This window comes from Gordonia sp. CPCC 206044 (assembly GCF_048537895.1).
Classification (GTDB): domain Bacteria; phylum Actinomycetota; class Actinomycetes; order Mycobacteriales; family Mycobacteriaceae; genus Gordonia.
The window spans coordinates 1-24,132 of the sequence record NZ_JBCLVL010000015.1 but is presented as its reverse complement, the minus strand read 5'-3'; the positions used below and the strand labels follow the sequence as shown (position 1 = coordinate 24,132).

Genomic DNA, 24,132 nt, shown 5'->3' with positions numbered 1-24,132 from the left:
TCAGGTGATGGCACCGGCGATCTTCAGGGCGATCAGTTGCTCGTCGTCGAACCCGAGTTCGTGCAGGACCTCGTCGGTGTGTTCGGCGAATCCCGGCGCCCGAGACATCTGGACGGCGGCGTTGTCGAACTTCACCGGATTGGCCACGAGCTTCTGCGTTTTGCCCTCGGCATCGACGAATTCGGCGATTCTGCCGTTCGCGGTCAGCGCTTCGTCGGTGCCGAGTTCCCACGAGTCCTGGACGACGGCCCACTGCCCGCGGATGTCCTTGAGCGCAGCACGCCAGTGTTCGAGTGGATGCTCACCGATGACCCCGGCGAGGATGTCGATCGCTTGGTTGTGGTTGGTGGTGAGCAATTCGTCGGTGGCGAATCGCTCGTCGCCGATCAACTCGTCGTGACCGATCGCCCGACAGAACTCCGGCCAGTAGTGCCCGGCCTGCAGCATGGACAGCTGAATCCAGCGGCCGTCCGAGGTCCGGTAGTTGCCCGACAACGGATTCGCGGCACTCTGCGAACGTCGATCGATCGACTGGGCAGGCATGGCCTCCCCACGAGCCAGTGCCATGTTCACGGTGAACTGGGTCGCCCACGCACCCACCGCGAGCAACGACACGTCGATCTCGGAGGTCTCTCCGGTGCTCGCCCTTCCATACAGCGCGGCGGCGATGCCGCCGGCGATCGTCATGCCGCCGATGTTGTCTCCGTATGCCCCGGCGGGCATGAAGCTGACACGCTCGGCTTCCCGTGGTGTGGTTCCGAAGGCACTGCCCCCACGCGCCCAGAACGCGGTTGCGTCATATCCGCCCTTGTCGGTGTCCGGGCCCTCGGTACCGAAACCGCTGCCGGAAACGTAGATGATGTCCGGGTTGATGGCCCGGATGTCTTCCAGCGTGATCCCCAGCTTCCGTCGGGCCGCCGGCAGGAAATTGGTGAGGAACACATCGCTGCCCCGCACGAGTTCTTTCAGAACCGGGCGGGACTCGGCGCGCTCGAGGGCCAATCCCACACTGCGCTTTCCCCGGTTCGGGCCCTCCATGATCGGGGCGAATGACGAGTTGGCCGTGTCGTATCCGAGAACCCGGACCAAACCACGCTGGGCGTCGCCCTTCTCGGCATGCTCGACCTTGACGATGTCGGCACCCCAGTCGGCCAGTACGGCTCCGGCCGCCGGGACGAAGGTGAACTGTGCGACCTCGAGAATGCGGACGCCTTCCATCGGACGGTGCATACCTGCTCCTCCTGATTCGTCCCCGGTACGCCACCGGTCGTCCGCGGGGACCATGACCTTTGTGCTGAAACAGTGTTGACGATCTCGCCGACCTGCCGTGTGCCGCTCCCGGCGAGTGGGACCGGCTTCAGGTGCCGAGCAGTTCGAGGATGGTGGCGTTGGCCTGCCCACCGCCTTCGCACATCGTCTGCAATCCGTAGCGGATGCCGTTGCGCCGCATGTGGAAGATCATGTCGGTCATGATGCGCGCACCCGATCCGCCCAGTGGGTGACCGAATGCGATGGCCCCACCGTTCGGGTTGAGCAGAGCCTCGTCTGTACCGAACTCGCTCTGCCATGCCAACGGCACCGTCGCGAACGCCTCATTGACCTCGAATACCCCGATGTCGCCGAGTCGCAGTCCCGATCTGGCCAGTGCCTTCTCCGTTGCCGGGATCGGACCGGTCAGCATGATGACCGGGTCGGACCCCGTCACCACCGCGGTGTGCACACGCGCAATCGGCTCGAGCGAGTGACGTCGCGCCGCATCCTCACTCATCACCAACACCGCCGCCGCGCCATCGGAGATCTGGGAAGCGTTGCCGGCGTGGATGACTCCATCGTCGGCGAAGACGGGCTTCAGTGCGGCCAACGACTCGACGGTGGTCCCACGCCGGATACCCTCATCCGTGGTCACCTCCCCCTGTGCGGTCGTCACCGGGACGATCTGATCGGCGAGCAGTCCGGCATCCTGTGCCGCGGCAGCTCGCTCGTGCGATCGCGCGGCATAGCTGTCGACGTCACCGCGGGTGAATCCCCACTTCTTCGCGATCATCTCGGCACCGACACCCTGGTTCGGCACGACATCGTCGTACCGTTCGCGATAGGACCGGCTGAAGGGGCTCTCCCCCACCGAGGTCGACGATCCCATCGGCACCCTGGACATCGACTCCACCCCACCTGCGACGACCACATCATGATGCCCTGCGATCACACTCGCGACGGCGAAGTTGACGGCCTGTTGCGACGACCCACACTGTCGGTCGACGGTGACGCCAGGGATCGACTCCGGCCAACCCGCGGTCAACACTGCGGTGCGGGCGATGTCGATCGCCTGTTCGGACACCTGTTGCACACAGCCCCAGATGACGTCGTCGACAACCCCGGGGTCGATCCCGGTTCGCTCGACGACCGCCCTGAGCACGGTGGCGGACAGGTCGGCCGGATGTATTCCGGACAGGGCGCCTCGTTTTCGTCCGACCGGTGTGCGGACGGCTCCCACGATGACAGCGGACATCGGTGTCACTCCTTGACGGTTCGGCCCGCCGCGTGCGGGCTGTCGGTCGGACGAACGGGTCTCAGGCCGTCGATGATTCGAGCTCGGCGACGAGTTCCAGCAGTCGACGACGATCGATCTTGAGGGAAACGCTGCGCGGCAACGCGTCGACGGCGTGGATGGTCACCGGCACCTCGTACGGGGCGAGTTGGCCGCGGACGAATGCCTTCAATTCGGTCTCCTCGACACGATCTGCGCCGTCGACGAACTCCACCACCGCGATGGGGACCTGACCGAGTCGTTCGTCATCCCTGCCGTAGACCGTTGCGTCGAGTACCGCATCGTGCTCGCGCAAGGCGTTGGCCACCACTTCGGGCTGCACCTTGAAACCACCGCGGATGATCGCATCGTCGGCGCGCCCGTCGATGAACAGGAACTCGTCCTCGTCGATGTGCGCGAGATCGCTGGTGCGGACCCATTCATCGATACCCGACCCGGTTTGCCCCGAGCACACCTCCAGGCACCCGGTGACCCCGCGCGCCACGGCGACGCCCGACTCGTCGACGACGCGCAGTCGCACACCGGGGAACGGACGACCGACGCTGCCTCGCTTGCGCTCCCACCATTGGCCGTGCATCGGCTTGGTCCAGCCTGCAACCGCCCCGGAGAACTCGGTGGCCCCGTACACGATCAGCACCGGGATGCCGTAGCGCCCGATGAACTCGTCTGCCAGTTCGGGACTCACGAATGTGGTCCCGGCCGTCACCGCACGCAGGCTTCCGATCCGTTCCCCGGGGACATCGGCGTTGAGCACCGAGCGCATCGCTGCCGGTGGCAGACTCGCAATCCTCGGTTTGTGTTCCTCGATCGCGCCGGCCCACCCGTCGATGGTGAATCGCGGCAGCAGGACGAAGGGCCGCGCCTCGGTGAGCGCTTGCAGCACCGCCCACATGCCACCGATGTGCACGATCGCCAACGTCACCAGGGCGACGCGACCGGTGAGGGGCAGGCGCGGATCGCCGGACCTCCCGACGTGACCGTGCACCGCCGACATCGCAGCGTCGATCTGCCGCCAGGTCAGCGGAACCCGCTTGGGTGCGCCGGTGGTCCCGGAGGTGAACATCTCGATCGCCACCGGATCGGCCGACCGGTTCGGCTGGGGCACCTCGTCCCCCGACTTGCGTTTGGCGCGAGGTGCCACGCCGCCGTCGAGTGCGAACCCGTCGATCCCGAGTTCCTCCACTGCCGAGGCGAATTGCTCCGACTGCCAGAGCTCGTCGGGCGCGAGCACGACGTCCGGTCGGGTGGTGGCCACGTCGGTCGCCACCCGCGCCACCGGTTGCATGGGATTGAGGGTGACCACCGTCCTGCCGTTGCCGAGCAGGGCCATCAGTGCGGCGATCGACTCGATCCGATTTCCCAGCACCACACCGATTCTCGATCCCTCGACCGCTCCGCACTCGGCGAGCGCCCGATCGATGGACTCGGTCAGCGTGCGCACGTCGGCCCAGGTGTACCAGCGGCCATCCTGTTGGATCATCCGGGCATCGTCCGAGGCGGACCACAGCTCCCGCAGCGCTTGCCTGATACCCGCCATCACTCCTCCATCTCGCGTATGTCACCGGCAGAGATCCGTCGGACCCGAAGGGACGTCACGCACGCTCGGCGATCTGAGACAGCGGGCTCGCTCCGGCTGGGAGCGCCCGCCCTACATCCTAAGATAGATGACGTAGTTAACTATGACAACCCGGTGGGCGCAGCCCGGGTGGCGCGGCGGTTCGCGGCCGTCAGGCCTCAGCGAGGCAATCCGAGGCCGCGTTCGGCGATGATGTTGCGCATGATCTCCGAACTGCCACCGGCGATGGTGTACGCACGCGCATAAAGGAACTCATCCTGCCACCGGCCGTGATCGACACACCCGTCGCCGGCGACCACGACTCCCGACTCGGCGCAGAGTTCGAGGGCAAACGAGGCGATCTCCACGCCGAGTTCACTGAACATGAGTTTCGACATCGGGGCGTCGATCACCCTCGAGTCGTTCCGCGACACCCGCGTGAGCCCGGCATAGACCAACGCCGACAACGCCTCCACGGACGCCGACAACTCGCCGATCCGGTCCACGACGACGGCGTCCTCGATCGCCGGACGCCCGTGGCGGTGCACGGTACCGGCCAGCTCGATCAACGCGGCCACGTTCCGTCGGAGACGGACGGCGTTGTTCGCCACTCCCGAACGTTCGTGGGCGAGACTCGAATTGGCGATCATCCATCCCGCACCGGCCTGGCCGATCAGAGCGTCCGCGCCGACCGCGACGTCGTCGAGGAAGACCTCATTGAAGTCCGCGGTGCCCGTCATCTCCCGCAGCGGTCGCACGTCCACACCGGGTGAACGCATATCGATGAGGAAAGCGCTGATGCCCTTGTGCTTCGGAACGTCGGGATCGGTGCGCGCGAGGAGGTACCCGTAGTCGGCCCACTGACCGTTGGTGGTCCACACCTTCTGCCCGGTGATGCGGAACCCACCGTCGTCGCGCGTCGCCCGTGTCCGCAATGACGCCAGATCGCTACCCGCCCCCGGCTCGCTGAACAACTGGCAGAACATCACCTCACCGGTGCGTATCCCCTTGAGGTATTTGTTCTTCTGCTCATCGGTCCCGTGGTCGATGATGGCATGTGCGACCAGGTTTCCCGCGCCCTGGATCGGCGCGGGCGCGCGGCGCCGAGAGATCTCCTCGCCGACGATGATGTCCTGTTCGAGGCGGTGGGAGTCTCCGTTGCCACCGAACTCGCGGGGCCACGAGCCGCCGACGTACCCGGCAGCGAACAGGGCCCGGGTCCATTCCTTCAGAAGCGCAAGTTCCGCGGCGTTCTCCGCACTTCGCACCCCCGCCTTGGGCGCGATGTCGGGCGCATGGCGGGTGACGAAGTCACGCACCTCGGTCCGGAACTCCTCCAATTCTGTTGTCATTCCGTACTTCATGGACGATCACTCCGATCCGTCGGTGTGTCGGGGACGTCGGCGCGTCACCGGATCTCGTAGGACCGGGTGGGGACCTCCGACCTGACGACCTGGGCCTTGCCGATGGGATTGCCGAGCGAGGTGTAGGACATCCCGGTCGCGAGCGCCTGCGACCGGCCCGTGTCCCGCGACTCCCAGATCGCCCGAACACTCCCCTGGATGGCCGCAGGAGGTTTGGCGGCGACCCGCTGCGCCAATGCATGGACGCGCGGCCAGAGTTCGGCCCGCGTGACGACCTCGCTGACGAACCCGATCTCGCGGGCACGTGCGGCCGACATACGCTCGTCCAGGCCGAGCAGGACCATCCTCAGGACCTCACCGATGGGTATTCGGTGAGCCAGACCGATCGGTTCGAGTGCGGCCACGAGGCCATAGGACACATGCGGATCGAAGAACTGCGCGTCCTCGCTGGCCACGATGATGTCGGCCTCGTTGAGCCAGTACAGCGCGCCACCCGCGGCCATGCCGTGTACCGCGCAGATCAACGGCTTCCAGCATCCGTTCTGTTTCGGAGCGAGATCGCCACCGGGATCGCGCCGACTGAAGACGTTGTCGGAGATGAACGTTCCCTCACGTGTGTCCATGCCGGTCGAGAAGGCACGATCGCCCGCTCCACGCAGCACGATCACGTGGACATCGTCCTCTTCGCGCGCGAACTCCCAGAGCCACCGGAACTCGGCGCGCATCTCGTTCGTGAACGAATTCATCCGCTCGGGACGATCGAGCGTCACCGTGAGGATGTGCTCGTCGAGGCCGGCGACGACGGTGGTCAGGGCATCGAGGTCCATGCTGTCCTCTTTCTGGCGCAGGTGCTGGGCTCAGCGGCCCGACGCGGTGATAGGTTCGGCCGTGCTCACGAGTCGTTCGACCACGTGTCGCCGAACGAGCTTTCCGGTCTCGGTGCGCGGCACCTCGTCCCAGTAGGCGATGCGGTCGGGGGTCTTGCTGCTGCGCAAGGCGGTTCGGACGTAGTCGCGTAGCACGTCGGCGTCACGAACGGCGCCGGGACGGACCACCACCACCGCCTCGATGCGCTGGCCCCATTCCTCGTCGGGCACACCGACCACAGCGACGTCGAGAACGTCGGGATGACGGAGCATGACATCCTCGATCTCCGCGGGCGCGATGTTCTCCGCGCCGCGGATGATCGTGTCGTCGGCACGTCCCCCCACGAACAGGAAACCGTCGTCGTCGAGGAATCCCTTGTCCCTGGTGTCGAAGAACCCACGCTCGTCGACGACCCGCCCGACGCCGGCATACTCCGCCGAGACCTGCTCGCCGGCAACACATATCCGCCCGACCCTCCCTGCGGGCAACGGGGTTCCGTCGTCGGCGCGGATCTCGATCTCGACTCCGGGCAGGGCGCGTCCGACCGATCCGAGCCGGGCCCGCACCCGCTCGTCGGCGTCGGAGAGCGCTGCACGGTGGTCGTCGGGGCCGAGAACCGTGATCGTCGAACTGGTCTCGGTGAGGCCGTAGGCATTGACGAAACCGACCTCCGGCCACAGCGCCAGTGCCTGCTCGATGATCCGCGACGGCATCGGCGCACCGCCGTACGCGAGATTGCGCAGCGACGGCACCGACGTGTCGCCGGTCGCCTCCACGATGCGCGACAGCATCGTCGGCACCACCAATGCATTGGTCACCCGTTCGTCGCGCACGGTCTGCAACCACTGTTCCGGAGTGAACTGTTCGAGCACCAGGGTTCGTCTCCCGGCGTACAGGTTGCTGAGCACATTCGCCACCGCCGCAATGTGATACGGCGGAACACTCACCAACGCCGCCTCGGACTCGTCTGCGTTGGCGAACTCGACGGACCCCAGCACATACGAGCTCAGATTCTCGTGCCGCAGCAGCACCCCCTTCGGGGCCGCCGTCGTTCCGGACGTGTAGATGATCACCGCGGGCGGATCGCCGTCGATCGGGACGTCGCCATCGTCGGGACCCGACGTCGGCGCCGCCCGCCCTACCTCGTCGAGCCACTGCTCGGTGGTGAGGACCTGGAGCCCCGCCCGTTCCAGGATGTGCGCGTGCTGGGAATCGGCGATGCCGAGTGCAGACGGGTGATTGGCAAGGAGTGCGTCGAGTTGCTCGCGACCGAGCCGGTAATTGACCGGTACCAGCGGCACTCCGGCACGCGCGGCGGCGAACATGGCCAGGGGGAACGCGGGCCCGTTGACGGCGAGATACACGACGGCCTGCGCACCTGCGCCGGCGATGAGCCCCGCACCGGCGGCGGCCTGTGACCTCAACTGCGCAGCGGTGATCCCACCGGCCCTGGAGCCGATGACGACGCGATCGCCGAACCCGTCCGCGGCCATGTCCGACAACAACGTGATGTTCATCCGATACCTCAGTTCTCGTCCGGTGGGTGATCCCGCCGACAACGGTCAACGCACGGCGACAGCCATGCTGGACCACCGCGTGGGGTGCCGTATACCCCGCGCACTACTCATCGGGACCGTTCATCGACAACGCCATCTTCGCCGACTTAGTTTAGATAGTATTATAAGTGAGCACAACCATCGGGCGGCCGCGCGAGGCTGTCCCGAGCACCAGAACACGAGGAGCCACATGGAGATCGCAGGAAAGAAGGCCGTCGTGGTCGGCGGCGCATCCGGCATGGGACGGGCCACCGCCGAGGCCCTGGCGCGTGCGGGTGCGCATGTCGCCGTGCTGGATCGAGAGGGCAGCGAGGGCAAGGACGTGGCCACCGCGATCTCCGGGGTGTTCCACCCCGTCGACATCACCGACTTCGATGCGGCCGAACAATCTCTTTCCGCAGCGGTCGCCGATCTCGGCGGTCTGCACATCGCGGTCAACACCGCGGGCGGCGGGAAGGTCCAGAAGACCCTGGGCCGCAACGGTCCTCATGACCTGGAAATGTTCCGGCAGGTCGTGGACCTCAACCTCGTCGGCACATTCAATCTGAATCGGCTGCAGGCCATGCACATCAGTGCGAACGATCCGGTTGACGACGAACGAGGGGTCATCGTCAACACGTCGTCCCTGGCCGCTTTCGAAGGCCAGATCGGCCAGGTGGCCTACGCAGCCGCCAAGGCAGGCATCGCAGGCACCGCGTTGGTGATGGCCCGCGACCTGGGTCCGCTGGGTATCCGAGTGGTTGCCATCGCGCCGAGCCTGTTCTCGACCGGTGCCACCGCCGCGTTCACCGACGAGCAGGTCGCCCCACTGGTGAAGGATGCCGCGTTCCCCAAGCGGATGGGTCGCCCCGACGAGTACGCGAAACTCGCCTTGGCGATCGTCGACAACCCCATGCTCAACGGGCAGTGCATCCGTCTCGATGCGGGCCAGCGGTTCGCACCTCGATAGCGATCAACCACCGCCCCTGAGGTTTTCGCCTCGAGGCACCCGAGCAGCCCTCGGACACTCGTCACGCAGGGTACGGCGGCCCTGCGTGAGCCCCGGGCAATCAGTCGAGCAGGTCCTGGACCCGGAGGTCTTCACGTCCCTGCATGACGAACTGCCGCGCCACCACCATGTGCTTCTGCCAGTGGGTGAAGGCGCCCTGACCGTCGCGGGCCCGCAACAACTTGATGAACCGACGCTGCGAGCGAACGAACAGCTTGTAGTTCGTCTCGTGTTGCGCGCGATCGGAATCCAGGGTTCGCTCCTGTGCGAACGCCACGTGGTTGCGCTCGAAGATCTCGTGCACCATGCCCGAGATCAACGCGAGGGTCGGGCTGCCCGACAGTTGCACCATCCGCAGGTGCAGCTCGGCGGTCGCCCGCCCGAACTGTCCCGACGCGTAGGCGGCCGGGATGTCCTCGTCGACGAACCGCTCGAGTTCGTCGAACGCCGTATCGTCGCCCTCCTCGGCGAGCAGCTGTGCTGCCGCGGGTTCGACGGCTTCGAGGGCGCGGTACACGTCGGCCACGGTCGCCGCGGACAGCTCCAGCAGGAGCGACGCCGGCCGGGCAACCACCTCGGGACCGGGAACACACACCTTTGCACCCGACCGCGACCCGCGGCGCACCTCCACGAGCCGCTCGGCCTCGAGCACTCGGATGGCCTCCCGCAACGTGGGGCGGCTGATCGAGAAGAGCTCCATGAGCTCGGCCTCGTTGGGCAGATGGTCTCCCGCCTCGAGCTCGCCGTCGACAATCATGCTGCGTAGCTTGCGGGCCACGAGCTCCGCGGTCTTCGGGGTGCGGATGGCGCGGTCGGCCTCACCGCGGATCCGGAAGACCGGAACGGTCGAGTTGTCGGTCACGTCGGGGTGTCCTCTCCGGGCAACATCGTTTACTTTCTCAAATTACCTCACGAGCAAGGCGACCACGGGGTGGCGCCACGGGTGCTCACCGACGCAGCAGCAGGGCACCCGAAGGCACGCCTCCTCCGGCGGTCACGGCGGCGAGGCGTGCGCCCTCGACCTGACGGCCGAGCGCCTGGTGACGCAACTGCAGCACGGCCTCACGGACGAATCCGTACCCGTGCAGTCGGCCGGCCGAGAGTTGCCCCCCGTGGGGGTTCAGCGGCAACCGACCACCGAGTGCGATGGCGGTCCCGTCACCGATGAAATCCCCGGCGCCACCGAGTTCGCAGAAACCCAACCCTTCGAGCCAGGAGAGCGCGTTGAAGGTGAAGCCGTCGTACAGCAGGGCGACATCGACGTGCTCCGGCCGGAAGTCGGTCCGCGACCACAGGTGTGCCGATGGCCCCAACGACTGCGGCAGATGCGTGAGCGTGCCCTGATCCCAGGAGAGCGTCTCGGTGATCTGCGTGCCCACCGCTTCGACGTACACCGGTGGTTGCCGACCGTCGGCAGCCGTCTCGGCCGCCGACACGATGACGGCGACGGCACCGTCGACCGGCACATCGCAGTCGTAGAGCCCCAGCGGACTCGAGATCATCCGAGCGCCCAGATGATCGTCGAGGGTGATCGGATCGCGGTACACGGCCTCGGGATTGCCAGCCGCGTTGGTCCGCGCATTGACCGCGATTCTGCCGAGCGTCTCCCGACCGCCGCCGTACCGGTGGAAGTAGTGGCTTGCCGACAACGCGATCCAGTTCGCCGCCGACATCGCCCCGTAGGGTGCGCGACCCTCCATCATCCCGGTTGCCCGTGCGTTCGCGACTTTCCAACGGCCGTCACGAATAAGCGCGGCGTGTGTGGATTCCCAGACCGTCCGGAAACACAGCACGTGACGGCACAATCCGGCCGCGACCGCGAGCATGGCCGCCATGATCGAACCGTTCTGACCGGGGAACTCACTGCCACCGCTGACCCAGGTCGGGCGCAGCCGCAGGATCTCCTCGACCGGCATCGTCCCGCCTTCCGTGAGTCCCCCGCCCAGAGAACCGCCGGGATACGTTGCCAGGCCGTCGATGTCGGACAGGTCGAGACCCGCATCGGCCACCGCCGCGGTGCACGCATCGACCGTCAAGGTCAGCGGATCCACCATCAGCCGACGTCCGACCTGCGACTGACCCACCCCGGTGATCGCCACCGCGGATTCGAACTTCTGCGCGGACGCCATCGGCCGTACCCGAGCGGTGACGTCCTCGGGTTCCGGGACCGGCCCGAGTCCGGTTGCGTCCGGGTCGAGTTCGAACAGCGGGATCCAGATGTCATCGTCTGCCTGTTCGAACAGCACCCGCACCCGGGTCCCGATCTCGACATCCGTCCGATCGCAGCCGACGATGTTCGTGGTCAGCCGCGCAGATGAATCCTCTTCCAGCGCAACGATGGCGATGATGTACGGGGGCGGGAAGGAGGGCAACCACTGTTGTTCGTTCACCGTGACGGCGACGACGACGCCCCGCCCCGAGACCGGCCGCATCATGACATCTCGGCTGCGGCAGTGTGGGCACATCGGCGGCTGCGGATGGGTGCGTCGACCACACGCTCCGCAGGTGGCGATGCGCAACGTACCGTCGGCGCCCGAGGCCCAGAACTCGGCCGAGCGCGGGGTCGGCTGCGGCACCGGCCGACCTGTCGGACTGCTCACCCGACCTCCTCGCGGATCGATCGCAGAAGTTCTCATCAACTTATCTATCCTAGTTATACAGCAAGTTGGTCGGCTCCTTTCACCGAACGGCGAACGTGTGCCCGTGTGCGCCTCGAAACCGACCTCAATCGACCAGATTGACGACCGTGTCGGGATCCTGATTGCGAAAGATGAGTTCTGCGGAACGTCGGAGGTGTTCTCGCCACAGCCCTTCGGCCGCCGCCCCGTCGCGGGCACGCGCGACAGCGAGCAGATCGACGTAGTCGCCGAGAACCTCGGGGCCGGTGTCCGGCGAGCTCGGACGATAGTTCACCGAACGCAGGCTCAGTCGGTGATGGGCCCGCAGCATCTCGCCCATCGCCCGCGCCTGCGCGGCGAGCGTGTTGTTGCCGCAGTACCGGGCGATCGTCTCGTGGAACTCACGGGTGAGATCGACCCAGGCCACGAAGGCCGAGTCGGTGTCGAAACCGCCGTCGGCCAGGTCCTGCAGCGCGGCGAGCAACCCTTCGAGTTCCCGAAGCTCGGCCGCCGTGTGCCTTTCGGCGAACAATCGGGCGCAGATCGGCTCGAACTCTGCGCGCGCCTCCAGCAGATCGCGCAGCGTGGTCCGCTGGATCTGCAGGTAGTAGCCGATCTGTCGCGACACCACGCTCAGGTCGGGCGTGTGCACCCGGGCGCCGCCGCGCGCGCCGGTCACCACCACGATCAGGCCCTCGTTCTCGAGAATCCGAAACGCCTCGCGCAGGGTCGGCCGGGACACGCCGAGCTCGGCCATGAGTTCCTTCTCCGGCTTCAACATCGAGCCGGATTCCACCTCGCCACGCACGATTCGGCCGCGCAGACGCCGGGCGATCTGTTCGGCAGCCTTCGGGCTCCGCACGGCGACGCCACCGGCGAGGGACTGTCGGAGCCGATCCGGATCGGATGCCACCCGGCCCATCCTAGTGGGCAAGCGGTGGCGTCGAAGCCGTCATGCCGTCGCAGGCAGGGCGACGAGTCGACGTCGATGCTCACTCACCACACCGTCGAGCAACTCATCCACCTTGATCCTGCGTAGCAGCAGATGCACGTCGTGCTCCCACGTGAATCCGATCCCGCCGTGCACCTGCAACGCCGACTGGGCCACCTCACTCGCCTTGCGTCCGACGAAGGCCACCGCTGCCGAGACCGCGCGCGACCGGGACGCGACATCGGCATCGTCGTCGAGCGCGACAGCGGCAGCCCAGAGCACCGAACGCGACGCCTCGACCGCGAGCACCATGTTCGCCAGATGGTGTTTGATCGCCTGGAACGAGCCGATCGGCTGGCCGAATTGCGTTCGCTGACCGGCATATTCGGCGCTCAGCCCGAGGAGACGATCCGCACACCCCAGAGCATCGACGGCACGGAAGGTGGCGATCTGGTCGATCACCCTGCCCACCTCGCCCGAGGGCAACACCGTCCAGTCATCCGCCTCGACATGGGAATCGATCTCGACGACGGCCCACGAGCGGAGCAGATCGAGGGTCTCGAGAACCCTGACCTCCACATCGCGCACCGGTATCGCCGCGACGATGTCCCGCCCGTCGTCGAGCTGTGCGGTCACGACGACATGGTCGGCGTCGATGACACCGGTGGCGGGGGCAGTCGTGCCGACGATGCGCAGCCGATCCTCCACGACCTCGAGGTGCATCGACTCCCCCGGATACGTCGGAATGGCGACATCGGCACCGGCCGCCACCGACTCGGCGCGAGGGTGCCCGAGGTCCTCGAGCAGTCGCGCTCCGATGGCCATCTCGGCGAGCGGCACCGGGCTGCCCGCCCATCCGTGCGCCTCCGCGAGAACGAGCAGGTCGACGTTGGTCGCGGCGACCTCGGAGGTGAACATACCCGCGAAGCCGGCCTCGACCACGTGTGCGCGCAACGCCTCGGAGATCGTCGCGGGCCCGTCGTCGATGTCCGCGCGCCGTTCGCCGATCGGATCGTGCTTGCCCAACCATGCACGCTCGGCGTCGGTCAGGTCCCGTTGCTCGACGCTCAACCCGAAATCCATCAGCCCTCCCACAGATCGGTTGTCACACATAGTTAACCATGTGGGGCCGGTTGTGCGACAGTGCTGTCGAGCGCCGCCGTTCACCGAAAACGCCGAACTCCCAGAAGCACAGCGAGTTCCGCGTGCTTCCGGGAGTTCGGCGTGATCCCTGTACGACCGGCTCGTGGACATCACCGAGCCGATATCAGACTCCCGCGTTGGCGTCCTGCGTCTTCTTCAACTCCAGGGCGATGTCGATGAGCTGATCTTCCTGACCGCCCACCAGCTTTCGACTTCCGGCCTCGAGCAGGATCTCCGCAGCGGACACGCCGTAACGCTCCGCATGCCCTTCGGCGTGCTTGAGGAAGCTCGAGTAGCAGCCCGCGTAGCCCATCATCATCGCCGACCGATCGACGAGACACTCCGACGGCATGGCCGGACGCACCACATCCTGCGCGGCGTCGGCGATCTTCATGAAGTCGATACCGGTGGTGATGTCGAGTTTGTCGCAGACGCCCACGAACGCCTCGGTCGGCGTGTTACCTGCACCCGCACCGAACCGACGGATGGAGCCGTCGATCTGCTGCGCGCCTGCGCGGATGGCGTTGATCGAGTTGGCCACCGCGATGTCGAGATTCTCGTGTCCGTGGAATCCGATCTGCGCGTCGTCGCCGAGCTCGGCGCGCAGCGCCTCCACCCGATCGGTGACGTCTTCGAGAACCAGCGCCCCCGCCGAGTCGACCACGTACACACACTGACAACCGGCATCGGCCATGATCCGCCCCTGCGCGGCAATGACTTCCGGCGGCTGCGAGTGGCTCATCATCAAGAACCCGACCGTTTCGAGTCCGAGTTCGCGAGCCAGCCCGAAGTGCTGGATCGACACATCAGCCTCGGTGCAGTGCGTCGCGATGCGGCAGATCTGGCCACCGTTGTCCTGCGCGGCCCGGATGTCGTCCTTGGTGCCGAGTCCGGGCAGCATCAAGAAGGCGATCTTCGCGTTCTTCGCCGTCTCGGCGGCAGCCTTGATCAATTGCTGTTCGGGCGTCTTGGAGAACCCGTAGTTGAACGACGATCCACCGAGCCCGTCACCGTGGGTCACCTCGATCACCGGAACCCCGGCCTCGTCGAGGGCACCGACGATGTCGCGCACCTCCTGCTCGGTGAACTGATGACGCTTGTGATGGCTGCCGTCACGCAGCGACGAGTCGGTGATTCGGATGTCGAGGTCGTCGGAGTACTTGCGCGCGTTGGCCATCAGGTCGGTCTTCGCAGTGGTCATGCCGAAACTCCCAACTTCTGCTTTGCGATCTCCTCGCCGACCTTGGTGGCGGCGGCCGTCATGATGTCCAGGTTGCCCGCATACGGCGGCAGGAAGTCGCCTGCACCCTCCACCTCGACGAAGATCGAGACGCGGGCATGGCCTCCGTTGATCACGCTCGGCGGATCGAACTGCGGGTCCTGCAGCAACCGGTATCCCGGCACGTAGGACTGGATCTCCTTCTCCCGCTTGTGGATCGACTCCGCGATGGCGTCCGTGTCGGCATCGGCCGGGATCGCGCAGAAAATGGTGTCGCGCATGATCATCGGCGGGTCCGCCGGGTTGAGGATGATGATGGCCTTGCCCTTGGCGGCCCCACCGATCGTCTCCACCCCCTTCGAGGTGGTGCGGGTGAACTCGTCGATGTTCGCCCGGGTACCCGGGCCCGCCGACACCGAAGCCACCGACGCGACGATCTCCGCGTACGGCACCGGCACCACCGAGCTCACCGCGTGCACCATCGGGATGGTCGCCTGCCCGCCGCAGGTGATCATGTTGGTGTTCGGGGCGTCGAGGTGCTCGCGCAGGTTGGCCGGCGGCACCACGGCAGGCCCCACGGCGGCCGGGGTGAGATCGACGGCCGTGATGCCCGCCGCCTCGTAACGCGGGGCGTATTCACGATGGACATAGGCCGACGTGGCCTCGAAGATGAAGTCCGGGCGTTCGGACGAACCGAGCAGTTCGTCTGCGCCGCCACTCATCGTGATCAGGCCACGGTCGGCGGCCCTCTTCATGCCCTCGGAGTCGGCGTCGATACCGACCATCCATCTCGGTTCGATGACCTCGGATCGTTCCAGCTTGTACATCAGATCGGTGCCGATATTGCCCGACCCGATGATCGCTGCGGTCAGCTTGGCTGCCACGTGCGCCTCCTGTTCTCGGTTACGAAAGTTCTCGTTGTCAGTCGAAGTCTGGTGAGTCGAAATCTGGTCAGTCGAAGTCCAGGGTCACGCTGCCCAGACCCGCGAACTCCGCGACGAAGTGGTCGCCGGAGGAGATGTCGATGGCGCGCGTCGCGGTCCCCGGCAGGATCACGTCACCCTTGCGCAGCCGAACCCCGAAACTGTCGACCTTGCGCGCCAGCCAGGACACCGCGTTGAGCGGGTGCCCGAGCACCGCCGACGAATTGCCCTTCGCCACGATCTCGCCGTTGCGGTGCAGCACCGCGTCGATGTCGCCGGTGTCGATGTCGGAGATCGCGACGCGCTGCTCACCCAGAATCCAGCCGCAGGACGACGCGTTGTCGGCGATCGTGTCCGGCAGCGAGATCTTCCAGTCCCGAATCCGGGAGTCGATCAGTTCGATCGACGGCACCACCCATTCGACCGCATCGATGACGTCCTCGTTCGTGCAACCCTCACCCGGCAGGTCCCTGCCCAGGATGAAGCCGACCTCCACCTCCACGCGGGGGAAGCACAGCTTCTTCGCGTCGATCGGGGTCTTCTCGAAGTACTGCATCTCGTCGAGCAGATGACCGTAGTCGGGTTCGTCGACACCCATCATCTTCTGCATCGCCTCGGATGCGAGACCGACCTTGTGACCGGCCACGGTGGCACCGGCGTCGAGTCGCTTGCGGATGTTGATCAGCTGGATCTCGTAGGCATCGACGACGTCGAGGTCGGGGTGCGCGGCGGTCGGCGGGTCGATGGCAACGGCGGTCTTCTCCGCGGTCCACAGATCTGCCGCGATCTGGTCACGAATCGCCTGGTCAACCACCACTACTACCTCGCTCTCGTCAGGGTGAACGTGTTCTAGTTTAGAACACGTTGCAAGGTTGCGACACGCCTGTGCGCGGTTGGGTTCCGCCCCGGCCGCAACGACAGACCCCGCGACGGACCCGGTCATCGTCCAGTTTCGCCGCACAACGCGCCGTCGTGCGGCGAGAATCCACTCATCGGGACATCTCGGCCGACCGACCGCTGATCGGGAGATGGCGACTCTCTCGCATCCGCGGCGACCGACGATCAGTGATGTCACACGTCGGTCCCGAGAGTTGGAGGTCTCATGCCGGGTCGTACAAGCAATGGTCAGCCACCGCAGACAGCTGACGAGTTCCGGATCATCGAGGCGGCCGCCGCGCCGACCCGGTTCGCCCGGGGCTGGCACTGCCTCGGTCTGCTGTCGTCGTTCCGAGACGGTCGACCGCACCAGGTGAAGGCATTCGGAACCACGCTCGTGGTCTTCGCCTCGGCCGACAGCGGCAAGCTCAATGTGCTCGATGCCTACTGCCGTCACATGGGCGGCAACCTGGCCCTGGGCACCATCAAGGGCGACTCGATCGCCTGCCCGTTCCACGATTGGCGCTGGGGCGGCAACGGACGTTGCACCGACATCCCCTACGCCAAGCGCGTGCCACCGATCGCGAAGACCCGCGCCTGGCCCACCCTGGAGCGCAACGGTCAACTGTTCGTCTGGCACGACCCCCAGGGTCGCAAGCCCACCGACGACGTCACGATCCCCGAACTCGAGGGTTACGGGTCACCCGAGTGGACCGACTGGACGTGGAACTCGCTGCTCGTGGAGGGCTCGCACTGCCGGGAGATCGTGGACAACGTCGTCGACATGGCGCACTTCTTCTATGTGCACTATGCGTTCCCCCGCTACTTCAAGAACGTCTTCTCCGGGCACATCGCCACCCAGTACATGCGATCGACTCCCCGGCAGGACGTCGAGGTAGGCACCAATTACGACGATCCCGACTCCGCATTGCGTTCGGACGCCTCCTACTTCGGCCCCTCCTACATGATCGACTGGCTGTGGAGCGAAGCACAGGGCATGACGATCGAAACCGTGCTGATCAACTGCCACTATCCGGTCACCTCCAATTCCTTTGTGCTGCAGTACGGCGCGATGGTGAAGAAGCCCGAAGGCGTGTCCGACGAGGTCGCCGAGGGCATGGCCGCCCAGTTCGCCCGTGGCGTCGAGGTCGGCTTCGAGCAGGACGTGGAGATCTGGAAGAACAAGGCCCCCATCGACAATCCCCTGTTGTCGGAAGAGGACGGCCCGGTCTACCAACTACGCCGGTGGTACGAGCAGTTCTACGTCGACGTCGAAGAAGTCACCGACGACATGACCAACCGCTTCGAATTCGAGATCGACACCGAGCGCGCGGTGCGGAGCTGGGAGGCCGAGGTCGCCGAGAACATCGCCACCGGAAAGACCCTGCAAACCAACTGAATCCCGGCCCGCCGGATTCCCACCAGAATGAGGATCACCATGACGGAAGTACTCGACAACCTGTCCGCGATCGCCGAGGACATCAGAGCACAGGCCGACGAGGCCGAGCTCCTCGGCCGCCTACCCGACGACACCGCCAAGAAGCTCAAAGCTGCCGGCCCCATCCGGCTGCTGCAGCCGAAGAAGTACGGCGGATACGAAGCCCATCCTCGCGAGTTCGCCGAGGCCGTGATGGCCGCCGCAGCCCTCGACGGCGCGACCGGTTGGGTGTGCGGCATCGTCGGCGTCCACCCGTGGCAGCTCGCCTTCGCCGATCCTCGTGTCCAGGAGGAGGTCTGGGGTTCCGACAACGACACCTGGATGGCCTCGCCCTACGCGCCGACCGGCATCGCGGTCCCGGTCGACGGCGGATACGTGTTCAACGGCCGCTGGCAGTTCAGCTCGGGCACCGACCACTGTGACTGGATCTTCCTCGGCGCGATGCTGGGCAACCCCGACGGCACCATCGCAGAGCCGCCGACGATGCTGCACATGATCTTGCCCCGCAGCGACTACCAGATCGTCGACGACTCGTGGAATGTCGTGGGCCTGAAGGGAACCGGGTCGAAGGACATCATCGTCAAGGATGCATTCGTACCGTCTTACCGGGTGATGAACGGCGATCATGTCATCGACGGGACGGCGCAGCGGGAGTACGGGGTGACCGCAACGCTCTACAAGATGCCGTGGTCCAACATGTTCCCGCTGGGTATCACCTCGGCGGTCATCGGCATCGCGGAGGGCGCCCTGGCGGCCCACCTCGACTATCAGCGCGACCGGGTGGGCGCCCAGGGCACCGCGATCAAAGATGACCCGTATGTCCTGTTCGCGGTCGGCGAGGCGGCCGCCGACATCAATGCCGCGCGACAGGAACTGCTCGCCACCGTCGACCAGATGTGGGACATCGTCGATTCCGGACGCGAGGTGTCCTTCGCCGAACGTGCCGCCGGGCGGCGCACCCAGGTCCGTGCCGCCTGGCGGGCGGTGATGGCCGTCGACCAGATCTTCGCCCGCTCCGGCGGCAACGCGTTGCGGATGGACAAACCGCTGCAGCGTTTCTGGCGCGATGCCCACGCGGGCCTCAATCACGCAATCCACGTGCCGAGCACCGTGTACCACGCCGCCGCTCTGAGCTCGTTGGGCATCGAGCCGCCCGAGCCGCTGCAGAAGATGATCTGACCGTCGTCGACGCACGATTGCACACCCCGGCGACACAGCACTTCACTGCGCAACGCCTCACTGCGCAAGACCCCACTGGCACAACCCCTGGGCACAACCCCCTGCGTAAAGACTCAACGACACAAAGGAATCCCATGACAGAGATCAAGGGTCTCGGCTACCTGAAGATCCAGACGAACGACATGGACCGCTGGCGCACGTTCGCCTTCGACGTCCTGGGCTTCGCCCAGGGCAGTGGTCCGGACGAGGACGCACTGTACCTCCGCATGGACGAGCGGGCGGCACGCATCGTCGTGGTGCCCGGGGACACCGACGAAGTCGTGGACATCGGGTGGGAGGTCCGTGACGCCGCCGCGCTCGACCGGGTGCGGAACTCACTCGAAGGCGCAGGCGTCGCGGTCAAGCCGCTGTCCACCGAGGAAGCCGATGATCGGCGCGTGGAGGCGGCGATCTCGTTCACCGACCCTACGGGGGCGACCGTGGAGATCTTCCACGGCCCGGCCCTCGACCACAGCCCGATGGTCACCCCGTTCGGCGCGAGATTCGTGACCGGCGAGCAAGGACTCGGTCACGTCGTGCTGCCCACGATGGACCCGTCCGGCGCGTTGGATTTCTACACCGAGGTCCTCGGCTTCCGCCCACGGGGCGCGATGCGCCTACCCGCGCCACCCGAGGTGGGTCCGCTGCGAATCCGCTTCCTCGGCGTCAACGAACGCCACCACAGCCTCGCGCTGTGCCCGGCCCCGCACGGGGGAGCACCCGGACTGATCCACGTCATGGTGGAGGTCGACTCTCTTGACGCGGTCGGCCAGGCGCTCGATCGGGTCGTGAAGGACGGCTTCTCGGTGTCGTCGACATTGGGTCGCCACACCAACGACAAGATGATCTCCTTCTACGTGCGTGCGCCCGGAGGCTGGGACATCGAGTTCGGCACCGACGGCATGAAGGTCGACGAGACCCACTACACGGCCGAGGAGATCACCGCCGACAGCTATTGGGGTCACGATTGGTCTGCGAGCGAACCGCTGGCCGCCATGTAGGACTCGTGCCGCGCCGATCACCGTGATCCGCACGCCCACCCCCGAGAGCGTCCCGACCATGCCGGTCGGGACGCTCTCGGCGTCTGCGGGCGCCGAGCTCTCGCGACGGGACTTGATGTGATGGGCAGCACATCGTATATTTCGATTAGGCATATGCCGATTAGGAATCCCTACTCCGCCTCATCAGCCCCACGGAGGTGCTTGTGACCATCTCGATCGAATCCGCCACGACCCCGAATGCGGTCCTCGACCGCGCGTCTCTGGTCCTCGATGCATTCGACGGCCCCGGCCGGCTCACGCTCGCGCAGATCGTCCGCCGGACCGGACTGCCCCGCTCGTCGGTACATCGCATCCTGGAACGCCTCGTCCATCTGCGCTGGTTGCGCCGGGAGGGCCGCGACTACGAGTTGGGTATCCGGCTGATGGAACTCGGTTCGATCGCGGTGCATCAGGACCGGCTGCATCGCGCCGCACTGCCGTATCTGCACGAACTGCACCGGGCAACCGGCTTCGTGGTTCACCTGGCCGTCATCGACGGCAGCGATGTGCTCTATCTGGAGAAGATCGGCGGCGCGCTGGCAGAGGCGATCCCCACCCGCGTCGGCGGACGGCAGCCCGCGCACTGCACCGCGGTCGGCAAGGCAATCCTGGCGTACACCGAGGACAGGAACGTTGTCCACGGCCCGATGGTGCGCAAGACACGCTATTCGATCGCCACGCCCAACGACCTCGACGTCGAACTCATGAAGGTGCGCGCACACGGCATCGCCTACGAACGCGAGGAATCCCTTGCCGGTATCGGCTGCGTCGCCGCACCGATCGGCGAGATCGGTGAAGCGATCGCCGCCGTGTCGGTGTGTGGGCCCACCGATCGGATGACCTTCGATCATCGGCTGGCGGCTCCGATCCGCATGACAGCGCTTGCCATCTGGCGCAATTTCGATGACGGGTCGACGCGAGTCGTCCCGACCCTGCAACGGTCGCCGGGGCTGAGAAGGCAGCCCGCGATGGGCACTCGGATGCCGACGGCGGTGGCGCGATGACGCTCGACCCGGAGGTCGCGACGCTGTTGCCGGCCCTCGACCGCGGATTTCCCCGGGTCGAACGGATGAGCGGCCACGAGGCTCGCGCGGCGATTCGATCACGCCTACCGGCCGATCCGAACCCCATCGCCGTGGACCGGGTGATCGACCGCACCATACCGGGGCCCGACGGCGAACTGCCGGTGCGCATCTACTGGCCGGCCGACGCCCCGACCACGCCGGCGGTCATCGTCTTCGCACACGGCGGCGGATTCGTGTTCTGCGATCTCGACAGCCACGATGACCTGTGCCGTTCCATGGCGAACGGCGTCGGTGCCGTGGTGATGTCCGTCGGCTACCGGCGCGCGCCCGAACATCCTTGGCCCGCCGCGGCTCTCGACGTGCGGGCAGCCACCGAGTGGGTCGCCGCGCACGCCGAACAGATCGGCGTCGATGTGACCCGACTGGTGCTCGCGGGCGACAGCGCGGGCGGCAACCTCGCCGCCGTCACCGCGATCATGCTGCGCGACGATCACGGCCCGGCGGTGCGGGCCCAGGCACTGTTCTATCCGGTGATCGCCGCGGATTTCACCACCGAGTCGTACCGTCGATTCGCCGAGGGCTACTACAACACCGAGGCCGCCATGCGGTGGTATTGGGACCAGTACGTACCGTTGGCCACCGACCGCACCCACCCCCATGCATCACCGGGTCATGCCCAACTCGCCGGATTGCCACCGACCGTGCTGGTCACGGCAGGCTTCGACCCATTGGCGTCCGAGGGCCACGCCTATGCGCAGGCCCTCGCCGATGCGGGCGTGACAGCGCTGCATCGAGACCACCCCGGCGCAATCCACGGATTCATGACCATGCCGAGTCTGTCGATCTGCGGCCGGGCCCGAGCGCAGGCGTGGGCGGACATCCGTGATCTGGCCGACGGCCGACCGTCCGACGTGCCAGCGGCGCGATCCACGAGCACAGCGTGAGCGAGTGACCGCCGCGGGTACACCGAGGGCGACGGTCACTCGCCCTGTCGACGGCCCTGGGTCTCGCGCTCCACTTCCCGCCAGTGCCCGGGCCGGGGACCCGGGAAACCTTCGCCACTCGCCCCGCCCGCGGTGAACACGCGGTCGGCCTCGTCGATCTCGTCGATGAGTATGAGTGCGAGTTCTCGTTCGCTGGCGTAATAGCGCTCCGCCCAACGCATCGCGATACGCCCGTACGCCCATGCCGGTTCGGCCGCGGCCGCGGCCGCATCCACGGCCACCCGATGCTGCATCGCGTCTACCCGCTCCACGTGTTCGCGCAGCATCTCCTTGAGCCGCTGAGGATTTCCGAGATGCCCGAAAGCCACCCGAAGGAGCACACCGTGTTTGAGCATCGGTGGGTCGACCGGCGCGTCGAGCTCCCAGATCCGCACCGCCCGCCGCCCGGCATCGGTGATCTTGTAGACCCGGCGGGTGCGTCCGCCATCACCATTCATCATCCGCGAGACGGCATAGCCCTGCTTCTCGATCCGCTTGAGTTCGGAGTAGACCTGGCTGAACGACGGACTCCAGTAGTAGTGCCGGAGACTCCAGTCCGCCCATTTCTTGATGTCGTAGCCCGACACCTCTTCCTCGTACGCGAGCATGCAGAGGACCGCCCAGCTGGTCGGGGGAAGATCGGGCAGATCCTCGAAGCGCGTGGGTGTCGAGGTCACGGACAAATGGTATCAACCGCCCGTCTCGCGCCGACGCCCGATCGAACCGGGGCACCGCTGAGCGGGAGGACCCGGTTGAAGGCGAACCTCGCCTCGACAGATCATGTTGTCGGATAACGCGATTCGGAGGAAATGATGAGCCACGACCACGTGCTGATGCGCCCCACCGAGCCGACCCCGGAGTTGCTCCGGCGAGGGTGGGCCAACTTTGCCACCGGAGTCGCCGTGGTGACCGCACACGACGGAGAGTCACCGATCGGCTTCACCTGCCAGTCGGTGGTGTCGGTGTCGCTCGAACCGCCACTGATGTCCTTCTGTCCGTCCCGAACCTCGACAACATGGCCTCGGCTCCGGGAGATCGGCACCCTCTGTGTGAACATTCTGTCCGCCGACCAGGGAAAACTGTGCCGACAGTTCGCCGCGAGCGGTACCGACAAGTTCGCCGGCGTCGCCTGGTCGGCGACCACCAACGGCGCGCCTGCCATCGGCGGGGCCCTCGCGCACATCGACGCCCACATGGTGGCCGAGCACGACGCGGGAGATCACACCATCGTGCTCGCCGAGGTCACGTCCCTCTCCGCGGACGACAGCCTCGACCCACTGCTCTTCTTCCGCGGCGGATTCGGCGGATTCCACGGCCACTGACCGCCCGGCCACGGCAGCTCGCCGGCCCGTCTCCCGCCCCCCGCCAGTCCGCCAGTCCGCCGCCATCAGCCCGTCCGTCCGCCGCAAGCGCGAACCCTCTGTGTATGCGCGGACGTAGCCCGGTATTTGTCAACCTGTCTGAGACAGGTCGGTTATTTGGGTTCTCGGTTTTCTGGTTGGTTTGTGGTTGATCCCGACGATCGCGGGGACCAGTGGCGCCCGGGGGCGCTGTTGTCGGTATCGCTCGGGATGGCTTGTGTAGAGCTGATCCAGGCGATCCTGACGGCGTGCGTGAGTATGGATGAAACTGCCGTCGAACACCGAGCCCGGCGTGTAGCAGCCGATCCCGCTATGGCGGTGCTCGTCGGCGTAAGCGTGGAGGAACCGACTCGTCCATTGCTGGGCGTGGTCGAGGCTGTCGAACGTCTCGGGGCAGCTGAGATCGTATTTGACGGTTTTGAGGTTGCCCCCGTTTCGTGGACATCCTGATGGCCAGTTTCGTGCTGGCAGGAGAGGATGGA

At 66.3% G+C, this 24,132-nt stretch carries 21 protein-coding genes and 1 pseudogene; 7 read left to right on the top strand and 15 right to left on the bottom strand.

Annotated features, from left to right (window positions below):
• The 6 genes from AAFP35_RS20900 to AAFP35_RS20875 form a co-directional block, all read right to left on the bottom strand.
• Positions 1-1,230: a CaiB/BaiF CoA transferase family protein gene (locus AAFP35_RS20900; protein WP_419223573.1), complete on the bottom strand. Its 1,230-nt coding sequence runs from the start codon at positions 1,228-1,230 to the stop codon at positions 1-3.
• 127 nt (positions 1,231-1,357) lie between these two features.
• Positions 1,358-2,506, bottom strand: coding sequence for a thiolase family protein (locus AAFP35_RS20895; RefSeq protein ID WP_419223572.1), 1,149 nt, complete (start codon positions 2,504-2,506; stop codon positions 1,358-1,360).
• A 61-nt stretch (positions 2,507-2,567) separates the two neighbouring features.
• Complete coding sequence (locus AAFP35_RS20890) at positions 2,568-4,082, bottom strand: class I adenylate-forming enzyme family protein (RefSeq protein WP_419223571.1); 1,515 nt, start codon at positions 4,080-4,082, stop codon at positions 2,568-2,570.
• Between the two features lie 197 nt (positions 4,083-4,279).
• Positions 4,280-5,464, bottom strand: a complete 1,185-nt coding sequence (locus tag AAFP35_RS20885) for an acyl-CoA dehydrogenase family protein (protein ID WP_419223570.1) — start codon at positions 5,462-5,464, stop codon at positions 4,280-4,282.
• 44 nt (positions 5,465-5,508) lie between these two features.
• Entirely contained in the window at positions 5,509-6,291 is a 783-nt protein-coding gene (locus tag AAFP35_RS20880; protein WP_419223569.1) for an enoyl-CoA hydratase/isomerase family protein, read from the bottom strand.
• Positions 6,292-6,321: 30 nt separating this feature from the next.
• Positions 6,322-7,848 (bottom strand): class I adenylate-forming enzyme family protein, encoded by a 1,527-nt coding sequence (locus tag AAFP35_RS20875; protein ID WP_419223568.1) that lies wholly within the window; start codon positions 7,846-7,848, stop codon positions 6,322-6,324.
• Positions 7,849-8,077: 229 nt separating this feature from the next.
• Here AAFP35_RS20875 and AAFP35_RS20870 point away from each other — a divergent pair, with 229 nt between their 5' ends.
• On the top strand, positions 8,078-8,836 hold the full coding sequence (locus tag AAFP35_RS20870) for an SDR family NAD(P)-dependent oxidoreductase (protein WP_419223567.1): 759 nt from the start codon (positions 8,078-8,080) through the stop codon (positions 8,834-8,836).
• Between the two features lie 100 nt (positions 8,837-8,936).
• Here AAFP35_RS20870 and AAFP35_RS20865 read toward each other — a convergent pair whose 3' ends face one another.
• The 7 genes from AAFP35_RS20865 to AAFP35_RS20835 form a co-directional block, all read right to left on the bottom strand.
• The gene (locus tag AAFP35_RS20865; RefSeq protein WP_419223566.1) at positions 8,937-9,737 is read right to left on the bottom strand and encodes a FadR/GntR family transcriptional regulator; all 801 of its coding nucleotides are present in this window, start codon (positions 9,735-9,737) and stop codon (positions 8,937-8,939) included.
• 85 nt (positions 9,738-9,822) lie between these two features.
• Positions 9,823-11,511 (bottom strand): thiolase C-terminal domain-containing protein, encoded by a 1,689-nt coding sequence (locus AAFP35_RS20860; RefSeq protein ID WP_419223565.1) that lies wholly within the window; start codon positions 11,509-11,511, stop codon positions 9,823-9,825.
• 88 nt (positions 11,512-11,599) lie between these two features.
• The gene (locus AAFP35_RS20855) at positions 11,600-12,406 is read right to left on the bottom strand and encodes a FadR/GntR family transcriptional regulator (RefSeq protein WP_419223564.1); all 807 of its coding nucleotides are present in this window, start codon (positions 12,404-12,406) and stop codon (positions 11,600-11,602) included.
• Between the two features lie 39 nt (positions 12,407-12,445).
• The gene (locus AAFP35_RS20850) at positions 12,446-13,507 is read right to left on the bottom strand and encodes an acyl-CoA dehydrogenase family protein (RefSeq protein ID WP_419223563.1); all 1,062 of its coding nucleotides are present in this window, start codon (positions 13,505-13,507) and stop codon (positions 12,446-12,448) included.
• Positions 13,508-13,691: 184 nt separating this feature from the next.
• Positions 13,692-14,768 carry a 4-hydroxy-2-oxovalerate aldolase gene (dmpG, locus tag AAFP35_RS20845; protein WP_419223562.1) on the bottom strand — a complete coding sequence of 359 codons (1,077 nt, stop codon included), beginning with the start codon at positions 14,766-14,768 and terminating at the stop codon, positions 13,692-13,694.
• The gene (locus AAFP35_RS20840) at positions 14,765-15,670 is read right to left on the bottom strand and encodes an acetaldehyde dehydrogenase (acetylating) (protein ID WP_419223561.1); all 906 of its coding nucleotides are present in this window, start codon (positions 15,668-15,670) and stop codon (positions 14,765-14,767) included. Before AAFP35_RS20840 ends, dmpG begins: the two co-directional genes overlap by 4 nt.
• Before the next feature lie 67 nt (positions 15,671-15,737).
• On the bottom strand, positions 15,738-16,526 hold the full coding sequence (locus AAFP35_RS20835) for a 2-keto-4-pentenoate hydratase (RefSeq protein WP_419223560.1): 789 nt from the start codon (positions 16,524-16,526) through the stop codon (positions 15,738-15,740).
• Positions 16,527-16,811: 285 nt separating this feature from the next.
• Between AAFP35_RS20835 and AAFP35_RS20830 the strand changes: the two genes are divergently transcribed.
• From AAFP35_RS20830 to AAFP35_RS20810, 5 genes are all read left to right on the top strand, one after another.
• Positions 16,812-17,984: a Rieske 2Fe-2S domain-containing protein gene (locus AAFP35_RS20830; protein ID WP_419223559.1), complete on the top strand. Its 1,173-nt coding sequence runs from the start codon at positions 16,812-16,814 to the stop codon at positions 17,982-17,984.
• A 39-nt stretch (positions 17,985-18,023) separates the two neighbouring features.
• On the top strand, positions 18,024-19,202 hold the full coding sequence (locus AAFP35_RS20825) for an acyl-CoA dehydrogenase family protein (protein WP_419223558.1): 1,179 nt from the start codon (positions 18,024-18,026) through the stop codon (positions 19,200-19,202).
• Positions 19,203-19,336: 134 nt separating this feature from the next.
• A complete protein-coding gene (gene bphC, locus AAFP35_RS20820; RefSeq protein ID WP_419223557.1) occupies positions 19,337-20,242 on the top strand; it encodes a biphenyl-2,3-diol 1,2-dioxygenase in 906 nt (301 codons plus the stop codon).
• A 203-nt stretch (positions 20,243-20,445) separates the two neighbouring features.
• Positions 20,446-21,285, top strand: coding sequence for an IclR family transcriptional regulator (locus AAFP35_RS20815; protein ID WP_419223556.1), 840 nt, complete (start codon positions 20,446-20,448; stop codon positions 21,283-21,285).
• Positions 21,282-22,250, top strand: coding sequence for an alpha/beta hydrolase (locus tag AAFP35_RS20810; protein ID WP_419223555.1), 969 nt, complete (start codon positions 21,282-21,284; stop codon positions 22,248-22,250). Before AAFP35_RS20815 ends, AAFP35_RS20810 begins: the two co-directional genes overlap by 4 nt.
• 35 nt (positions 22,251-22,285) lie before the next feature.
• Here AAFP35_RS20810 and AAFP35_RS20805 read toward each other — a convergent pair whose 3' ends face one another.
• Positions 22,286-22,897 (bottom strand): PadR family transcriptional regulator, encoded by a 612-nt coding sequence (locus tag AAFP35_RS20805; RefSeq protein ID WP_419223672.1) that lies wholly within the window; start codon positions 22,895-22,897, stop codon positions 22,286-22,288.
• A gap of 204 nt (positions 22,898-23,101) precedes the next feature.
• On the opposite strand from AAFP35_RS20805, the gene AAFP35_RS20800 reads away from it, so the two are divergent.
• The gene (locus tag AAFP35_RS20800) at positions 23,102-23,611 is read left to right on the top strand and encodes a flavin reductase family protein (RefSeq protein WP_419223554.1); all 510 of its coding nucleotides are present in this window, start codon (positions 23,102-23,104) and stop codon (positions 23,609-23,611) included.
• Positions 23,612-23,740: 129 nt separating this feature from the next.
• Here AAFP35_RS20800 and AAFP35_RS20795 read toward each other — a convergent pair.
• Positions 23,741-24,132 (bottom strand): annotated as a pseudogene (locus AAFP35_RS20795) (hypothetical protein); the annotation flags it as partial.